This window comes from Mycobacterium sp. (genome assembly GCF_035314665.1).
Classification (GTDB): Bacteria; Actinomycetota; Actinomycetes; order Mycobacteriales; family Mycobacteriaceae; genus Mycobacterium.
The window spans coordinates 18,884-34,123 of sequence record NZ_DATFZD010000393.1 but is presented as its reverse complement, the minus strand read 5'-3'; the positions used below and the strand labels follow the sequence as shown (position 1 = coordinate 34,123).

At 64.4% G+C, this 15,240-nt stretch carries 14 protein-coding genes and 1 pseudogene; 9 read left to right on the top strand and 6 right to left on the bottom strand.

Annotated features, from left to right (window positions below; all coding sequences use genetic code 11):
- Positions 1–23 precede the first annotated feature (23 nt).
- Positions 24–362, top strand: coding sequence for a hemophore-related protein (locus VKI00_RS28075; RefSeq protein WP_324444032.1), 339 nt, complete (start codon positions 24–26; stop codon positions 360–362).
- 43 nt (positions 363–405) lie between these two features.
- Here VKI00_RS28075 and VKI00_RS28070 read toward each other — a convergent pair whose 3' ends face one another.
- From VKI00_RS28070 to VKI00_RS28060, 3 genes are read right to left on the bottom strand one after another with little or no spacing between them, the layout of a single operon-like run.
- Positions 406–1,215, bottom strand: coding sequence for a glycoside hydrolase family 16 protein (locus VKI00_RS28070; protein ID WP_324444031.1), 810 nt, complete (start codon positions 1,213–1,215; stop codon positions 406–408).
- A 54-nt stretch (positions 1,216–1,269) separates the two neighbouring features.
- The gene (locus VKI00_RS28065; RefSeq protein ID WP_324444030.1) at positions 1,270–2,091 is read right to left on the bottom strand and encodes an alpha/beta hydrolase; all 822 of its coding nucleotides are present in this window, start codon (positions 2,089–2,091) and stop codon (positions 1,270–1,272) included.
- 12 nt (positions 2,092–2,103) lie between these two features.
- Positions 2,104–3,144 (bottom strand): class I SAM-dependent methyltransferase, encoded by a 1,041-nt coding sequence (locus tag VKI00_RS28060; RefSeq protein WP_414687318.1) that lies wholly within the window; start codon positions 3,142–3,144, stop codon positions 2,104–2,106.
- Between the two features lie 60 nt (positions 3,145–3,204).
- On the opposite strand from VKI00_RS28060, the gene VKI00_RS28055 reads away from it, so the two are divergent.
- The 3 genes from VKI00_RS28055 to VKI00_RS28045 are packed head-to-tail and all read left to right on the top strand — an operon-like array spanning position 3,205 to position 5,534.
- Positions 3,205–4,050 (top strand): SAM-dependent methyltransferase, encoded by an 846-nt coding sequence (locus VKI00_RS28055; RefSeq protein ID WP_324444029.1) that lies wholly within the window; start codon positions 3,205–3,207, stop codon positions 4,048–4,050.
- An 8-nt stretch (positions 4,051–4,058) separates the two neighbouring features.
- Entirely contained in the window at positions 4,059–4,847 is a 789-nt protein-coding gene (locus VKI00_RS28050; RefSeq protein ID WP_324444028.1) for a DUF1906 domain-containing protein, read from the top strand.
- A 39-nt stretch (positions 4,848–4,886) separates the two neighbouring features.
- The gene (locus VKI00_RS28045) at positions 4,887–5,534 is read left to right on the top strand and encodes a hypothetical protein (protein WP_324444027.1); all 648 of its coding nucleotides are present in this window, start codon (positions 4,887–4,889) and stop codon (positions 5,532–5,534) included.
- Here VKI00_RS28045 and VKI00_RS28040 read toward each other — a convergent pair.
- Both VKI00_RS28040 and VKI00_RS28035 read right to left on the bottom strand, forming a co-directional pair.
- Complete coding sequence (locus VKI00_RS28040; protein WP_324444026.1) at positions 5,523–7,637, bottom strand: alkaline phosphatase family protein; 2,115 nt, start codon at positions 7,635–7,637, stop codon at positions 5,523–5,525. The genes VKI00_RS28045 and VKI00_RS28040 overlap by 12 nt on opposite strands.
- Positions 7,638–7,731: 94 nt before the next feature.
- Positions 7,732–8,913 carry a glycosyltransferase gene (locus VKI00_RS28035; RefSeq protein WP_324444025.1) on the bottom strand — a complete coding sequence of 394 codons (1,182 nt, stop codon included), beginning with the start codon at positions 8,911–8,913 and terminating at the stop codon, positions 7,732–7,734.
- Between the two features lie 86 nt (positions 8,914–8,999).
- On the opposite strand from VKI00_RS28035, the gene VKI00_RS28030 reads away from it, so the two are divergent.
- Both VKI00_RS28030 and VKI00_RS28025 read left to right on the top strand, forming a co-directional pair.
- Positions 9,000–9,317: a hypothetical protein gene (locus VKI00_RS28030; protein ID WP_324444024.1), complete on the top strand. Its 318-nt coding sequence runs from the start codon at positions 9,000–9,002 to the stop codon at positions 9,315–9,317.
- Positions 9,314–9,889, top strand: coding sequence for an alkylhydroperoxidase AhpD family core domain-containing protein (locus VKI00_RS28025; protein WP_324444023.1), 576 nt, complete (start codon positions 9,314–9,316; stop codon positions 9,887–9,889). Before VKI00_RS28030 ends, VKI00_RS28025 begins: the two co-directional genes overlap by 4 nt.
- 38 nt (positions 9,890–9,927) lie before the next feature.
- Here the strand turns inward: VKI00_RS28025 and VKI00_RS28020 are convergent, their stop codons facing one another.
- Positions 9,928–10,476, bottom strand: a complete 549-nt coding sequence (locus VKI00_RS28020) for a thioredoxin family protein (protein WP_324444022.1) — start codon at positions 10,474–10,476, stop codon at positions 9,928–9,930.
- Positions 10,477–11,110: 634 nt separating this feature from the next.
- Here VKI00_RS28020 and VKI00_RS28015 point away from each other — a divergent pair.
- From VKI00_RS28015 to VKI00_RS28005, 3 genes and pseudogenes are all read left to right on the top strand, one after another.
- Positions 11,111–12,324 (top strand): annotated as a pseudogene (locus tag VKI00_RS28015) (sodium-dependent bicarbonate transport family permease).
- A 157-nt stretch (positions 12,325–12,481) separates the two neighbouring features.
- Positions 12,482–13,792 (top strand): PPE family protein, encoded by a 1,311-nt coding sequence (locus VKI00_RS28010; protein ID WP_324444021.1) that lies wholly within the window; start codon positions 12,482–12,484, stop codon positions 13,790–13,792.
- A gap of 46 nt (positions 13,793–13,838) precedes the next feature.
- On the top strand, positions 13,839–15,224 hold the full coding sequence (locus tag VKI00_RS28005; RefSeq protein WP_324444020.1) for a PPE family protein: 1,386 nt from the start codon (positions 13,839–13,841) through the stop codon (positions 15,222–15,224).
- The last annotated feature ends 16 nt before the right edge of the window (positions 15,225–15,240 follow it).

Here is a 15,240-nt window from a genome sequence, read left to right as displayed (position 1 = left end):
CATAGCTTGGAAGGTGTCCACATATGGTCACGCGCTCGTTGATCAGATCGGCTGTCGCAGGTGGCGGTCTAGCCTTTTCGTTGCTTGCTGGCGCCGGGATCGCGTCCGCGGACCCCGGCATAGACGCGGCAATCAACACCACCTGCACATATCCGCAGGTGGTAGGGGCACTGAATGCGCAATCGCCGACCGCCGCCGCGAAGTTTAATCAGTCGGCGATGGCACAGGGCTGGTTGCGTTCCTTCCTCGCCTCGCCGCCGCCGCAGCGCGCGCAAATGGCTCAGCAGGCGGAGGGCATGCCGGCGGCCGCGCAGTACATCGGACTCATCGGCCAAATCGCCACCACCTGCAACAACTTCTGAGCCGGTGATGCCGTGACGGCCTGGACTTCCAGGCCGTCACGCCTTACCAGACGCGGATATAGTCGACGAGCATCTCGGCGGGATAGGCCCCCGGCCCAGGATCGCCGCCGCCGGAACCGGCGACCGCAAGATTGAAGACCGGAAACACCTGGTAGCCGGGGTTGTTGAACGGCCAGTCGCCGATGGAGTTCGCCGGAACATTGAAATACGGCTGAGCACCGTCGCTGTAGTCCTGCCAGAAGCGGATGCCTGCCTCATCCCATTGGCACCGCCACGTATGCCATGCGCTATCCAGGGCGAGGTTGTGTGTTGCCCACTCGGCGCCGTTGGCTTTTGTATGGACCGTGGTGGCCGCGGGCCAGCTGCCGTTGCCGTACCACTCGACCGCGTCGATTTCACCGTTGTCCTCGTTACCCAACCACCACGCGGGCCAGCAGCCGGCGGTGAGGCAGTTGAGCTTTATCCTTGCTTCCCAGGTATGTCCGATGCCGCCGTGCCAGGGGCTTTGAACTTTGCCGCTGTAGTAGGTGGGACCGTCTTTCGCGGCGCGAAGGACAAGATTGGACTTGCCGTCGAGAAACACATTCTGGCGATCGTCCCGATACTGACCGACGTTCTCGGGTCTCTCCCAAAACGTCGGGTCCTTCATCGGCTCCCGGGCGCGCGCCACCGCCCACTTCGACGGGTCTGGAGCCGAGCCCGCTGCGCCATCGAATTCGTCGTGGAACAGGTAGGACCCCGCCGGTGCGTCCGGTGGGCGCGGATAAGCCCTGGCCTGCGGGAAGGGGGCCGCGGCTGCCAACACGCCGAACCCGGTCATCAACATCATGGTGCGACGATCCATCTCGGGCATAGGCACAGCACGATAGCAGCCGGCTACCCGCCCCCCGCATACGCGAGGGTCAGATCACAAGTGAGCCAGTAGCCGGTCGGCGAACACGTCGGGGTGCTCCCGATGCATGAAATGCCCGCCGGGGACCTCCTCAACGATGTAGTCGTTTTCGAACATCTTGGCGGCGCCCCGGTAGTCCGAGGGCGCGACGACTGGATCGCCGAGCCCGGCAAAGACCACCGTCGGCACGGTGATCCGCGCTCTCAGTGATGCGCTGGGGATTGGCGAGAGCTTTCGGTAGTAACCGAACGCGGCGTTCAAGCTCGCCGGGTTGGCGAAGCTCGCGCGGACGGCGTCGAACTCCGCTGGATCGGGATTCCAGTCCGGCGACCATCGCCGATAGATCGCGGGGAGTGCCGCGAAGTCGTTGCGCGCGAAGCGGTTCGGAGCTCCCGGTAATTTGTATACCGCAAAGTGGCGGACACCCCAGAGCTTCTTCGGCGACGGTTTCAACGCCGCCGGGTGTGGAATGGCGATGACGAAAAGCTTTTTCACTCGATCGGGGCCGAGCGCCGCCGCGCCGTAGGCGGCCGAAGCCCCCCAATCGTGACCGATGATGACGGCCTCACGGGCGTCGAGTGCGTCGATCAACGCGAGCGGATCGCGAGCCAACGTCTCTTGGTCCGCGTCGCGATCCGGAATCCCAGTCGGGTGGTAGCCACGCGTAAACGGGCTGACCGCGCGGTACCCTTTCGCGGCGATTCGCGGCCGGAGATCGTCCCAGCTGTGCGCCGTGTCCGGGAACCCGTGCAGCATAAGCACCAGAGGCCCGGAGCCGTCCTCGAGATAGGCGAAGTTCAGTCCGTTCGCAGCCACGAAGTGGAGTTCATCAGCCATGGCTAACGGACACTACGCCTTCTGGTAAACGAGCCAGTGCAACTCAATGGGGGATTCCTCCCGCGCGACGTCGAATATGTCGAGCCCGCTGGCCCAATCGGCGAACCAGGCCGTGGGCGGCCAAGCACCCTCTGGCAGGTGACTTTTCTCGTAGTCGTAAGCGGAGTCGTCGGCAACAAGCTGCAGAGGTTGCGGATCGATCGCACTCGCTATCTCGTCCCAGGTGAAGATCATGGTGTTGCATTGCTGACCGAGCTCTCGGGCGGCGTCATCGGGTGTATAGCCCTCGCGCGGCACAAAGGTGTTGAACAGCAACCTTCCACCGGGGGCCAGGGAATGGGCCGCGAGTTCGAACATGGCTCGCAGCTGCTCCGTCGTCCGGAAGTCGGGGACCAGTTCGGAGGCCACTATCAGCTGATAGTCGCTGCGGATATCATCCGCGCTTGCGAAGACGTCACGCTCGATGACCCGCATGACCAGCGATTCGCGTTGGGCCTCTGAACGAATGATGTGAGCGAGCTTCGGGGCCATCTCGACCGCGTCCACGGGGTGACCGCGTCGCGCCAGAGCCAGGGCATTACGACCGGTGCCCGCCCCGATGTCCAGCACCCGACAGGTGCTGGGTTCGGCCGCCTCGGCGGCCAGCGCCGAAACCCGCGCGTCCGGTTCGACGCCGAACAGCGACCCCTCGCGGGTACCGACCCAGCCGTCATAAGCGCTCGCGAGCGTCGCCGACTCGGTATGGACGCGGTAATTCAGGGCCGTGCCGAACGGGACGTGGAAAGCGATGACGATGTTCGACCGTGATGAGGTCCGGTAGGCCTCCGCCAACTGGGCTTTCAGCACCGTCGTCAGCTGAGCGAATTCCTCGGGGGAGTACTGGACGCCGACGCTGGCAAACAGGTTGTCGCACATCCGGACGTACTCGTCGAGCAGGCTCGGAACGGCCGGCACCGTGATTTGTCCCATCGCCACCGACCGGCGATACAACCGGCGGGCCATCGCTTCGCGAAGCGTTGACGGACTGAAAGACCTGACGGCCGATTCGTCCACCAGACTCTTCTACACGACCCCGACCCCTTTGCACCAGCGGTCGATGCTATAACGCAACGTATGGCAGACGCCGGGCACTTCGTCACCCACGTTTCCGACACGGCCCGGTGGACGGCGCGGTACCGGGCAACCGAATCGGCCCGTGCCGACGCGCTGTTCAGCGACCCGCTGGCCGAACGTCTCGCGGGTGAGCAAGGCCGCGCAATCGTCGCCAACACTCCGGTGTCGAGCCGTAACGGTTGGTGGCTAATCGCGCGGACCAAGATCATCGACGACGCGATAGCCGAAGCGGTCGCCGACGGCTGTGACCGGGTGTTGAACCTGGCCGCCGGCTTGGACACCCGGCCGTATCGTTTGGACCTGCCGTCCGACTTTCCGTGGATCGAAGCGGATCTGCCGCCGCTGCTCGCGGAAAAGACGCAGCTGCTCGCCGACCAGATGCCGCGATGCCGGTTGACCCGATCAGCCGTGGATCTGTCCGATCCAGACACCCGCGATGCATTCTTCAACGAGGCACTCGACGGCGCTACCAAAGCGCTGGTGTTGACCGAGGGCCTGCTGATGTACCTCGAAGACCGTGACGTCGTTGCACTTTCCGCGGCGATCAAGCGACCCGAGGTCGCCTGGTGGATGGTCGACTTCGCAGGTCCGGGCCTGAAAAGGATGATGAACAAGAAGATGGCCGGCATGTTGCAGAACGCACCGTTCAAGTTCGCGCCCGAGAACGGGTTGGCCTACTTCGAAGACCTGGGCTGGCGCACACTCGAAGTCGAATCGTTGTTCATGGCCGCCAACCGATTCCATCGCCTGCCGATGTTCATGCGTCCGGGCGCCTGGCTGCCCCAACCCGACCCACGTCACCCCGGCAGCAGGGCCTGGAGTGCGACTGCCCTGTTTACCCATTGAGCGCGTTGATGGCTGAGTCAAACGAGCGGCGAGCTCTTTCACGGCGCGACATCATCAAGTTTGCGCTGTCGCCGGTGCTGCTGGGAATAGGGCCGCTGGCGACAACGCTCGGCGAGCAGCGGGCAGCGGCCGCCGACATGAGGCTGATCGATTTCGCGGAGCGGCGGATTCCGCCTGATCAGATCAAATCGGCCGGCTACGCGGGCGTGGTGAACTACGTGTCCTTGGAGCGGCCGGGCGCCCACTTCGAGGCGAAGCCCATCACCCGCGAGTATGCCGATGCGCTGCGCGCTGCGGGTCTTCACATCGTCAGCAATTTCCAATATGGCAAACCCGGTTGGCCCGATCCGTCGGATTTCACCCGGGGATACGACGGGGGCGTGGCCGACGCACACACGGCGCTGGGGCTGCACGCCGCGGCCGGGGGTGCCAGTTCCGCTCCGATCTTCTTCAGTGTCGATGACGACATCGACCAGAACACTTGGAATAGCCTTGCTGTCAACTGGTTTCGAGGAATCAACTCTGTGCTGGGCGTGCAGCGCACCGGCATCTACGGGCACTCTCAGGCGTGTGGATGGGCGATCAGGGACGGCGTGATCGGGCATTCGACCACCGCGGGGTTCCGATGGGCATGGCAGACCAGGTCGTGGTCCCACGGGCAGCGCGAGCCCGCGGCGGTGCTGTACCAAGAAGTGGTCAATACCCCGTCGAGCCCGGGTCCGCTTCTCGGCGGCATCAACGTGGACGTGGATGAGGTCCTTGCGGCCGATTACGGACAGTGGGATCTCAATCGATGATCTCCTCGAGGTGCGTGGCCGCGGTGGCATCCTGGTCGTGTGGGTTTGCTGTTCCGGTTGGTGGAGTTTCTCCTCGTGGTCGTGCCGCTGGCCGGCGCGATTATCGCTGTAATGCGAGCGTTTTCCGGCAACAAGCGCCCAGGCGAGCCCTCACCTAGTCCCGACCGGACATTGGCCGGCGGCAATCAAGCCGCTCAGCGGCGATCGCTGACCCGCGTCCTGCGAGAGCATGACCGAACGGACACACGTTGGCTCGAGTATGAACTGGACTTCGCTAGGCTTCTCGACTTTCCGTTGATGACCGACATGCGCGATCCGCTCACGATCGACTTTCACAGGGCCAAGCTGCGAGCAGACTTTTTGCGCCCGGCCAAGGCCGTAGATCTCCTCGATGACGGCGACGCGGCGTCGCGGTACCTGGCCGCCGTGGAGGACTATGTGACCGCGTTCAATATCGCCGAGGCTGAGGCGAAACGTAGGCGCCGAAATGACTTCTCCCAAGACGGACAGCAACGGATCGCGCGGGCGCAGAGTCTATTGCGTATGGCGTCCGACGCTGCGGCGACTCCGCAAGAACGGCAGAACGCCTATGACCGTGCCCGCAGAGAACTCGATGGCCTCCTGGTCTTGCCGCCGACGACTCAGGCCAGCATCGAACGTGGGATCTCCGGCCAGTTAGGCGGGTAGTGGCGCGAGCGTGGCGGAATCGCCCGCTAGGACCTGTTGCGGGATCTGGGAGAACACGTAAGCCGTGGACGAAGCTCCGTCCTGAAGACTGAACGACCAGATCAGATCGAACCGATCACCCGGCCAGGCGGCCGGAATCTGGGTGCCCGGAATGGTGGGCAGAGCGGCAGCAATCGCGGGTATGTGATGGTGTTCCCAGCAGATGAGCACGACACCGGTGCAATCGGCAACGACGGCGGCGGCTAGTGCCGGCTCCTGACCTTCCGGGTAAGGTGTGTTGGTCGGCACATTCAATCGTCCGCTGAGACCCTGAATGGTCTGGTAGGTACGGTGTGCCTGCGTCTTGTGCGGTTTGCCGTAGTCGGGTGAAAACAGCGTCATGGGTGTCTGCAAGCCGGCCTGCAGCGGCCCGATCGCGGGCGCGAAGAGCACGGCCAGCGCGCCGGAGCGTTGCCAGCCACGCGGCAGCAGCGAGTGGATGTCCTGGTTGCCGTCGACGTCAACCCCAAACGGCGGGCCTGGCGTCGCCGTCGGGGTTGGCAGGTCGGCGGCCTTTTCACCATGGCGGATGACGTAGATCTGCGCCGGCGGTCCGGCGTTGGTCGACGAGGTAGGAGCAGTCATCACATCCTCCGATCGTGTGGCCAGCCGGGCTGGTCGCCGTGAGGACCGCGTGCGGGCGCGCGCCGCTGTCCACGCCGCCGTACGCGAGCCGATGTAGTCGTGGTAGTTCTGCTCGGTTGTCAATGGCGGCATGCCGGAGTGGGTGTGCCCCTGGGCGTCGTCGACCGGCAGCGCGGACACCAGTTGGGCGTAGGTCTGCTGGATGTGCGACGGAGTGCCCGCGACGGGGTTGGCGACCGCCGAGGTGGGGACGGTGACGCCGGCCAGCGGGTCGTCGGTGCGCGGCTGGGTCAGGGTCAGCACGTCGCCGACATCGGGAGCCGCCGCGTCGCGGGCGGTCAACGGCGGTAGGCCCCAACGGGTCTCAACGGTCTTGAGGATCGACGTGTGATCCAGCGGAACAGCGCCCGACGGTCGGAAAACCGTGCCCGCAGCGATGAGCGGCGAGACGAGCACGGTCGGTACCCGCACACCGAACGGGGTGAAGTCAAAGCCGAACTCGCCGGCACAGCTATCTGGTGCGACGGCGCCGCTGGGCGGCGGCACGTGGTCGTAGCAGCCGCCGGGCTCGTCGTAGGTGATGATCAACAGGGTCTGGTTCCACGCCGGCCCGTTGCGCAGGGCGTAGTACACGTCGTGAATCAGCTGCTCGCCCAAGGCCACATCATAATTGGGGTGTTGGCTGTTGCCCGACGATCCCCAACTGGGCTCCAAAAACGTATAGGCGCCAAGGCTTCCCGCCGCCGCGGCCGCCTGAAAGTCACGAAAAACACCGAAGTGCGACTCGGGCGCATCGGTGGTGTCGGGAAAATTCAGCCGGGTCAGCGGGGGATTGGCATAGCCGTAGATCGACCAGGCGATGTTGTGCGCGTTGAGTAATCCGAAGATGCTTTGCGACGTGTATTTGGATGTGGAGTCATCCATGTGTCCCTGGCTGGTCGCCGCGCACAGAAAAGCCCGGTTGGGAAACGTTTCGGTGGGCACTGAGCAGAACCAGTGATCGCATACCGCAAACCCCCGGCCCAGTCCCGAGAGGACGGGCAGCAGCTGCGGGGTGAAGATCGCCATGACGTCTGACGCTGTGGTGCCCGGGATGATCGGTCGGTGCGCGTCGATACCTTTCAGCGTTGCCGCGAAGTCCGTCACAAATCCGCTGTTGGTCGCTGAACTCCCGGCAGGCGGACTGGCCTCGCCAAAAAGCTGATCATTGGTGGCCACGAAACCTTCACCGGGGTCGGCGCCAGGGGTGAAATACACATGCGGAGTGGTTGCCGCCAACGCTGTGACCGGAACCGACGTCCCCGTCGCATCCGAATTGGCCTCTTTGCCCGTCAGACCTTCGAACGGCTGCTTGGTAACAGGGGAGACGTTTCCCGAGTCGGCGTACAGGAATCCGAGCATGTGGTCGAACGACCGGTTCTCGAGCACCAGCAGGACGATGTGCTCAACCGATCCGAGTTGGCTAGCGGCGGCTGTCACCAAGCACCCTCGATTCGACGAGCCCCCGGCTGCCCCAACCGGATCTTAATCGAGCCCGCCGCCGCGATGGGCGCTTATGGCCCGTATTCGCCGATCAATCAACGTGTTCCCGGCAGGCCTCGTGCTCGAGAAGATCGGCTGCGCTGGCAACGCTTTCGGCGGATTTGGTCATCGAAGCGGCAACTTCGCGGGCCCGAGTGACGCATTCCGGACCGAGGATGAAGCGCAGGTCGGCAGCCAGTGATTCCCGGTTGGCCGCCGAAAACTGGCGCGCAGAGCCGACTTTCAGTCGTTCGATGACTCCTGCCCAGATCGGCTGATCGAGCCCGACCCAGAGGATCAGTGTGGGGACACCGGCCCGCAGGCCCGCGGCCGTGGTGCCGGCGCCCCCGTGGTGGACGATTGCGCGACAAGCGGGAAAGACGGCCGTGTGATTCACCGCTTCCACAACCTTGACGCGGTCGGCGTGCGGGATGCGAATGCGATCGTTCGGGCCGGTGCAAATCAACGCCCGCTCTCCCAACAGCGCGCAGGCCGCGCCGATCACGGCGACTGTGTCGGCGGGCGATGCCAGCGGCATGCTGCCAAAGCCGAAGTAGATCGGCGGAGATCCGGCGGCAATCCACGACAAGACCTCGTCGTCGGCGGCCGTCGGCAACTCCAGCGTCAGCGCCCCAACGAAGGGCCGCCGGCCGTCAATGTCCTGCCATTCGGCTGTGAGCCCGGGAAAGCAGAGTTCGTCGTAGGCCTGGATCTCCAGGGGCTGTGTCCAGGATTCAGGTGCGTCCGGTAAGCCGAGCGCCCTGCGTTGGGCACGGTCAGCCTCTTTCGGTGCGCCCCCTTGCGGCGACCTGAGCTCCAAAACCTCTGGCGGGAAGAAGTGCAGCGCTGCCAGCGGAATACGGTGATACTCGGCGACATTGGCGGCCAGCGCCTGCTCGGTTATGCCCGCCAGCAGCAGGTCGGCGCCGTGGGCCAATGACTCCAAGATCGCGCTCTTCTCCGCCGAGATCTTGGTTACATATTCGGCAGCTTGGGAGATCGCGCTGATCGGGTTCTGGAGCATGCGAACGAAATCCTTGTCGCCCAGCAGCTCCTGGTAGTCGCGACCGTAGGGGACCGAGGTAAGCCTCGCAGACTCGGCGAGGGCAACCATGTCAGGCGGCACCGTCACGGCCATGCCGACGTCATGACCTCGGCGCACGAGCTCCCGAGCGATGGCGATGCAGGGCTCGACATCGCCGCGGCTGCCATAGCCTGCCACGACAAATTTCATCGGCGAACCCTAACTCGCGGTGATGCCTACGTGTCCAACCAGGAACTGGCCGCGTCGGTACCGTACCGCGGTGCAAAACTGGACACATGACCGAGATAGCCCGGCTGAACCGCGAGATGGTCGCCCGGGTGCTCGACGACAAGGGGAAAGCGGCGCCCGCGTTGCGCCATGCCGCATTCGAGAATGTGGGTCTCAGCGAACCCACACGCACCTTGATCGAGAAGGTGGCCAACCATGCCTACCAAGTCACCGACGACGACATCGCCACTGTTCGCGCGGCAGGGCTCAGCGAAGACCAGATCTTCGAGATCGTGGTGTGCGCCGCCGTCGGGCAGGCGAGCCGCCAGTACAGCAGCGCGCTCGCGGCACTGGCCAGCGCGACCGATGAAAAGCTCGAACCATGAGGCTGGAAGTCCTCGACCGCGGTCATCGATTGCACACCAAGGCGATCCTGGCGCTGATTCGGGCGTTTTCGGGCCACCCCGTCGTCGACGCCGTGAAGTTGGTGTTCTACCGCCCAGACTTCTACGGCGGCGGCCCCCTTACTCACGAAGCGATGCGGGGACAATCCGACTGGTCGATCGGTGATCGCGAGCTGATGGCCGCCTATATCTCAAAGGCCAACGAATGCCCATTCTGCGTCTCGGCCCACTCGGCCACGTCGACAATGTTCTACGGCGACGAAACCAAAGTCGCGGAAACGCTGACCGATGTGGATTCTGCACCGATCGACGAGCCATTGCGTGCCACGCTGCGCATGCTTGGCAAACTCACCCGCCAGAACAGCATCGACGCCGACGACATCCGAGCCGTACTGGATGCCTCGGTGTCGCCGCAGCAGATCAAGGACGCCCTGGCCGTCTCGCTCGCCTTCAACATCACCGACCGGCTGGCCAACGCATTCGGCTTTGCCGTCGAGAGCCCCGAAGCCATGAACGCCGGCGCCCGCCACCTACTGAAACGCGGGTATCGTTAGGCCGCAATATAGTTCGTCGCCGTCGTTGCGAGTTGGGCTCAGCGCCACTTAATGCCGCAGCCGATCGACGGTCGCTGGTCGGCCTCGACCGGGCGCCCGGCGAGCACGGCGTCGACCGCCGAGCGGACGTCAGCGGCCGTCACCGGCAGATCGTTGCCCGGGCGCGAGTTGTCGAGCTGGCCCCGATACACGAGCCGACGCTCGCCGTCGAAGACGAACGTGTCGGGCGTGCAGGCCGCGGAGAACGCGCGGGCGACGTCCTGGGTCTCGTCATACAGGTAGGGAAACGTCCAACCGTGGCTTCGAGCCTCGGCAACCATCTGCACGGGCCCGTCTTGCGGATAGGTGACGACGTCATTGCTGGAGATGCCGACCATCGCGACGCCCTTATCCGCGAGGTCCCGGCCCAGTGCAGCCAGCCCGGCGGCGACGTGCTTGACGTAAGGGCAGTGGTTACAGATGAAGGTGACGACCAAGGCGGGGCCCGTGAGGTCGTCGAGGCTAACCGTGGCGTCGGTGGCCGGCTCAAGCAGCGAGAACGACGGCGCGGGGGTGCCGAGGGCGAGCATGGTGGATTCAATGGCCATGCTCGCCAGAGTAGCGTTCCTCCAGCTAGAAGCAACAAATCTCCGCGCCTGCCCCTTTGGTGTTGGTAGGAAAGGCTTTTGGAGCGATGGCCTCGCCGGTGTCTGAAGCCACGGCCGATGTGATCCGCAGCACCAACGTGAAAGCGGTTTCAACATCTGAAAAAGCGGCACCGGAAGCCCGTTAAGACGACCGTCAACTCCTGTCAACAATCCGTAAAGTCGGTTGACGCTCGTCGCTTCGGGAATCACGATTTGTCCGAGCGGCTCGCTAAGTGAGGTCGGCACCGTGTGGGGTCGCTGACCTCGAACGCGCGAGTCGCCACGCTGCGGGACGGTGTCGTCGGAATCGCGTCGAAAGACGCCTGTTATATCAAGCTGCCTTAAACCTTTTGTCCAAGCGTGCCGGATTCCGGGCGCCGTAAGGAGGTGCCGAGCGAAATGAGTTCCTTCGAGATCAACGACCATTTCGTTCGCCGAATCGGCCTGCAGCCGAACATGTTTGGTACTCAGCCGATCTTTGCACACAGCCGCTGCGCTCATGTCATGAAGCGCCGATTTAGCAAGCTGCAGTAACTCCATTGCGCCACAACGTAGCCCATCAGAATTGACGACTTCGAGGGACGAGGGACAATAAATGCTTCAAGAGTTCCTGCACAACTTCCTGCACAACCTGTTCAAGCCGCTGCTGCTGTTCTTCTACTTCGGTTTCTTGCTCAGGATCCTGAAGGTGGACTTCGAGTTCCCTTACGTCATCTACCAGGGCCTGACGATGTACCTGCTGGTGGCCATCGGTTGGCACGGCGGCGAGAACTTGCCGACATCAAGGCCTCGAGCGTCGGTCACATTGTGGGATTCATGATCACCGGGTTTGTCTTGAACTTTGTGATCGGTTTGCTCGCATACCTGCTGTTGAGCCGCCTGACAGCGCTGCGACGAGTGGATAAGGCAACGGTCGCCGGGTATTACGGGTCGGACTCGGCCGGCACTTTCGCCACCTGCGTGGCCGTCTTGGCCGGCGTCGGGCTGGCCTTTGACGCCTACATGCCGGTCATGCTGGCCGTCATGGAGATCCCCGGGTGCTTGGTCGCACTGTATCTGGTGGCGCGGCTGCGGCATCGCGGGATGGACCAAGACGGGAACATGCCCGACGAGCCCGGCTACATTGCGCCGGTGCCGGCGATGGTCGGTCCCGGCGCGGCAGCCCAGCCGGCTCCCGGACAGCAACTCGACATCGAACCCGACACCGAGGAGCGGGTGCAGTACGCGCTGATGAGGCGCCGCCGTCCCGGGTGGGGGACCCGGGACAAGGAGAGCATCCTCTCCCGCCAGCTGCTGCGGGAGGTCTTCCTCAATCCGGGCCTGTGTCTGCTCTTCGGCGGCATCGTCATCGGGTTCGTCAGCGGGCTGCAGGGACACAAAGTCACTCACGACGCCGACTCCTTGTTCATCACGGCGTTTCAGGGCGCGCTTTGCCTGTTCTTGCTCGAGATGGGCATGACGGCTGCCAGTAAATTGCGGGACCTCAAGGCCGCCGGCCGCGGATTCATCTTGTTCGGTCTTCTGGCGCCCAACCTCTTCGCCCCGCTCGGGATCATTGTCGCGCACGTCTACTCCTACCTCACCCATACCAACTTCGGGCCGGGAACGTATGTCCTATTCGCGGTGCTCTGCGGCGCGGCATCGTATATCGCCGTGCCTGCCGTCCAGCGTCTGGCGATCCCCGAAGCCAGTCCGACACTGCCACTGGCAGCGTCGTTGGGTTTGACGTTCTCGTACAACGTCACGATCGGGATCCCGCTTTATATCGAGATCTCCCGCGTCGTCGGGCAATGGTTTCCAATCACCTGAAGCTGGGAGCATTCGAAATCTGTTGAGCTACTGACAATTTCAACGTTCTAGGCGAGACGGCACTGGTCCCTGCGTCATTTCGGCGGCTACGTGCGGCCCAACTTGGTTACGAAGCCGTGAATGTATTGCGACCAGCCGAACGCCGGGAGGTTACAGAATGGATTTCGGGGCACTGCCACCGGAGATCAACTCGGGGCGCATGTATGCCGGCGCGGGGCCGGGGCCGCTGCTCGCCGCGGCGGCGGCCTGGGATGACCTTGCCAGCGAGTTGGGTTCCACCGCTTCGTCTTACCAGTCGGTCGTCGAGGGCCTTGGCGGCTCGTGGCAGGGCCCGTCATCGACGTCGATGGCGGCCGCGGCTGCACCGTATGTGGCGTGGATGAATACCACCGCCGCGCAGGCCGAGGAGACCGCCACTCAGGCCCGCGCCGCCGTTGCGGCCTACGAGGGCGCGTTCGCGGCGACAGTGCCCCCGCCCGTGATCGTGGCCAACCGCACGCTGTTGATGACGCTGATCGCAACGAACATCTTGGGGCAGAACACCCCAGCGATCGCCGCGACCGAAGCCCACTACATGCAGATGTGGGCTCAGGACGCCGCCGCGATGTACGGGTACGCCGGCTCGGCTGCCGCGGCGTCGCAGCTGACGCCGTTCACCGAGCCGCCGCAGACCACCAATGCTGCGGCCGAGCCGCTGCAAGCGGCGGCGGTCAGCCAGGCGACAGGCACCTCGGGCGCGTCGAACATCAGCACCGAGCTGACCCAATTCATGGACTCGCTGCCGGCGGCGCTGCAAAACCTGGCGAACGGCCTCCTGGATTCGCCGACCATAGGATCGACGAACTTGTTGTCCGGACTTTCGTTGCCGCAGTTGACATCACTGACGTTGCCGGCGGCGCTCGAGACCGACCTGACAAACTGGAACACCATCTTTTCGACCATCGCGTCCGGGCCCTACTCGGTCCAGGGGTTGGCTTCCATACCGGGTGGCCCGTTCCTGTCGTTCGGTCAGGCATATGCCTGGGGCCAAAACGGGCAGAGCGCCGCTGCCTTCCTCGCCGGTCCGAAAGCCATCAGCGGAGCGTTGGCCCCGCTGGCCAGTGAGCTGGGCTCGCCGCATCTGAGCGCCGCCTTTGGCGCGGGACCGGTATCGGGGTCGATGGGTCGCGCGGCCCTGGTCAGCGGAATGTCGGTACCACAGGGCTGGACTCAAGCCGCCCCGGAAATCAGGACGCTCGCCGCCGCTTTGCCCACCGACCTAGCGGCCGCCGCCCCGGAGGCGTCACTGGCCAACCAGGGCGGCATCTTCAGCCAGATGGCGGCGTCGAGCCTGGCCGGACGCGCCGTCGCCGCCACCGCGACCCAGTCGGTGAGCAACGGCACCGGTGTGGGCTCACTCGGCGGCGTCGTCACCGAAGCCGATCCCGCCGCAGCCACCATCATCGTGATCCCGGCCTTCGAGGACTGATGTCGATGACCGCCCGATCGTGCACGAAAAGGCAAGGGGTGTAAGCATGCTTTACGCAGCGTTTCCGCCGGAGATCAACTCCGGCAGGATGTACTCCGGCGCGGGATCCGGGCCGCTGATGGCCGCCGCAGCGGCCTGGGACGGGCTCGCCAACGATTTACAGTTTACGGCGGCGTCCTATTCGTCGGTGATCTCGTCCCTGACCAGCGGACCCTGGCTCGGTCCCACTGCGTTGAGCATGACGGCCGCGGTCACTCCCTATCTGACCTGGATGCAGAGCACGGCCGCGCAGGCTGCCGAAACCGCGAGCCAGGCCACCGCGGCGGCAAGCGCCTACGAGACGGCGTTCGCCGCCCACGTGCCGCCGGCGGAGATCGCGGCCAACCGCAGCCAACTGGCATCGCTGGTGGCGACCAACATTATCGGGCAGAACAATGCGGCGATCGCGGCCACCGAAGCCCAATACGGCGAAATGTGGGCCCAGGACGCCCTGGCGATGGACACCTACGCCGCCTCATCGGCGGCTGCCTCCAAGTTGACGCCGTTCACCCCGGCCCCGCAGACCACTGACGCCGGCGGGCTGGCGGGCCAGGCGGCTGCAGTCGCCCAAGCAACCTCGACTTCGGCCGGTACCGGCGCGCAGACGCTTGCCTACACAGGCAATCCGATACTGCAATGGCTTGCGAACCTCTCCACCGACTACACGGACACCATCAACGGCCTGCTGAACAGCCTGTTTGGGTCAAGTGGCGCATCAACGTACACGGCGCTTTTCAACGCGGTCAAGACTCCACTTAGCTTCACCACCGGGTTCAACGACATCGGGTTGCTCACCAACTTCCCCGTGTCGCAGTTCCTCAAGTTCTCGCCCGCTCCCGCGTATGGCGTCATCCCGAAAGAGGGTCTGGGAGGCGGACTCACCGGACCCTGGTGGGGTCGGGGCTGGCTGACCAATTCGGTGTCGGCGGACATGGGCAATGCCGGCACGTTGGTTGGCAAATTGTCAGTTCCGCCGAGCTGGGCGACGGCCACACCCGCCGTCAGAACGGTCGCTGCCGCTTTGTCAGCCGCCGGGCCAGAAGCCGTGCCGGCGGCCGCGATCGCCGAAGCAGGCATGTTCAGCTCAATACCCGCGGCGGGGATGCTCGGCAGCGCGATCGGGGCCGGAGCGCCCACCGTCGTCGCCAACAGTGGCGTCCGAGGGCGCCTCACCCCGCTCAAAGACCTCAAAAACAAACAATCACCGGAGCAACTGAAGCGTCTGGTCGCGCAGATATCGGAAAAACCCGAAAGCGTGCAGCATCACACCGTCGATCAAGCCGGTCTCGACAGCCTGCTGGAACAACTTGCGAAGAAACCCGGTGTTCACGCGGTGCACCTGTCCAAAAGCGGCAAAGCCAAAGTCGTGCCGCCGGACGCGCAGTTGGGCTAAGGGACAACCTGATTCA

Coding starts and splice junctions, on each gene's coding strand:
- VKI00_RS28075 (WP_324444032.1), top strand. CDS start 24: ATGGTCACGCGCTCGTTGATCAGATCGGCTGTCGCAGGTGGCGGTCTA.
- VKI00_RS28070 (WP_324444031.1), bottom strand. CDS start 1,215: ATGCCCGAGATGGATCGTCGCACCATGATGTTGATGACCGGGTTCGGC.
- VKI00_RS28065 (WP_324444030.1), bottom strand. CDS start 2,091: ATGGCTGATGAACTCCACTTCGTGGCTGCGAACGGACTGAACTTCGCC.
- VKI00_RS28055 (WP_324444029.1), top strand. CDS start 3,205: ATGGCAGACGCCGGGCACTTCGTCACCCACGTTTCCGACACGGCCCGG.
- VKI00_RS28050 (WP_324444028.1), top strand. CDS start 4,059: ATGGCTGAGTCAAACGAGCGGCGAGCTCTTTCACGGCGCGACATCATC.
- VKI00_RS28035 (WP_324444025.1), bottom strand. CDS start 8,913: ATGAAATTTGTCGTGGCAGGCTATGGCAGCCGCGGCGATGTCGAGCCC.
- VKI00_RS28030 (WP_324444024.1), top strand. CDS start 9,000: ATGACCGAGATAGCCCGGCTGAACCGCGAGATGGTCGCCCGGGTGCTC.
- VKI00_RS28025 (WP_324444023.1), top strand. CDS start 9,314: ATGAGGCTGGAAGTCCTCGACCGCGGTCATCGATTGCACACCAAGGCG.
- VKI00_RS28020 (WP_324444022.1), bottom strand. CDS start 10,476: ATGGCCATTGAATCCACCATGCTCGCCCTCGGCACCCCCGCGCCGTCG.
- VKI00_RS28010 (WP_324444021.1), top strand. CDS start 12,482: ATGGATTTCGGGGCACTGCCACCGGAGATCAACTCGGGGCGCATGTAT.
- VKI00_RS28005 (WP_324444020.1), top strand. CDS start 13,839: ATGCTTTACGCAGCGTTTCCGCCGGAGATCAACTCCGGCAGGATGTAC.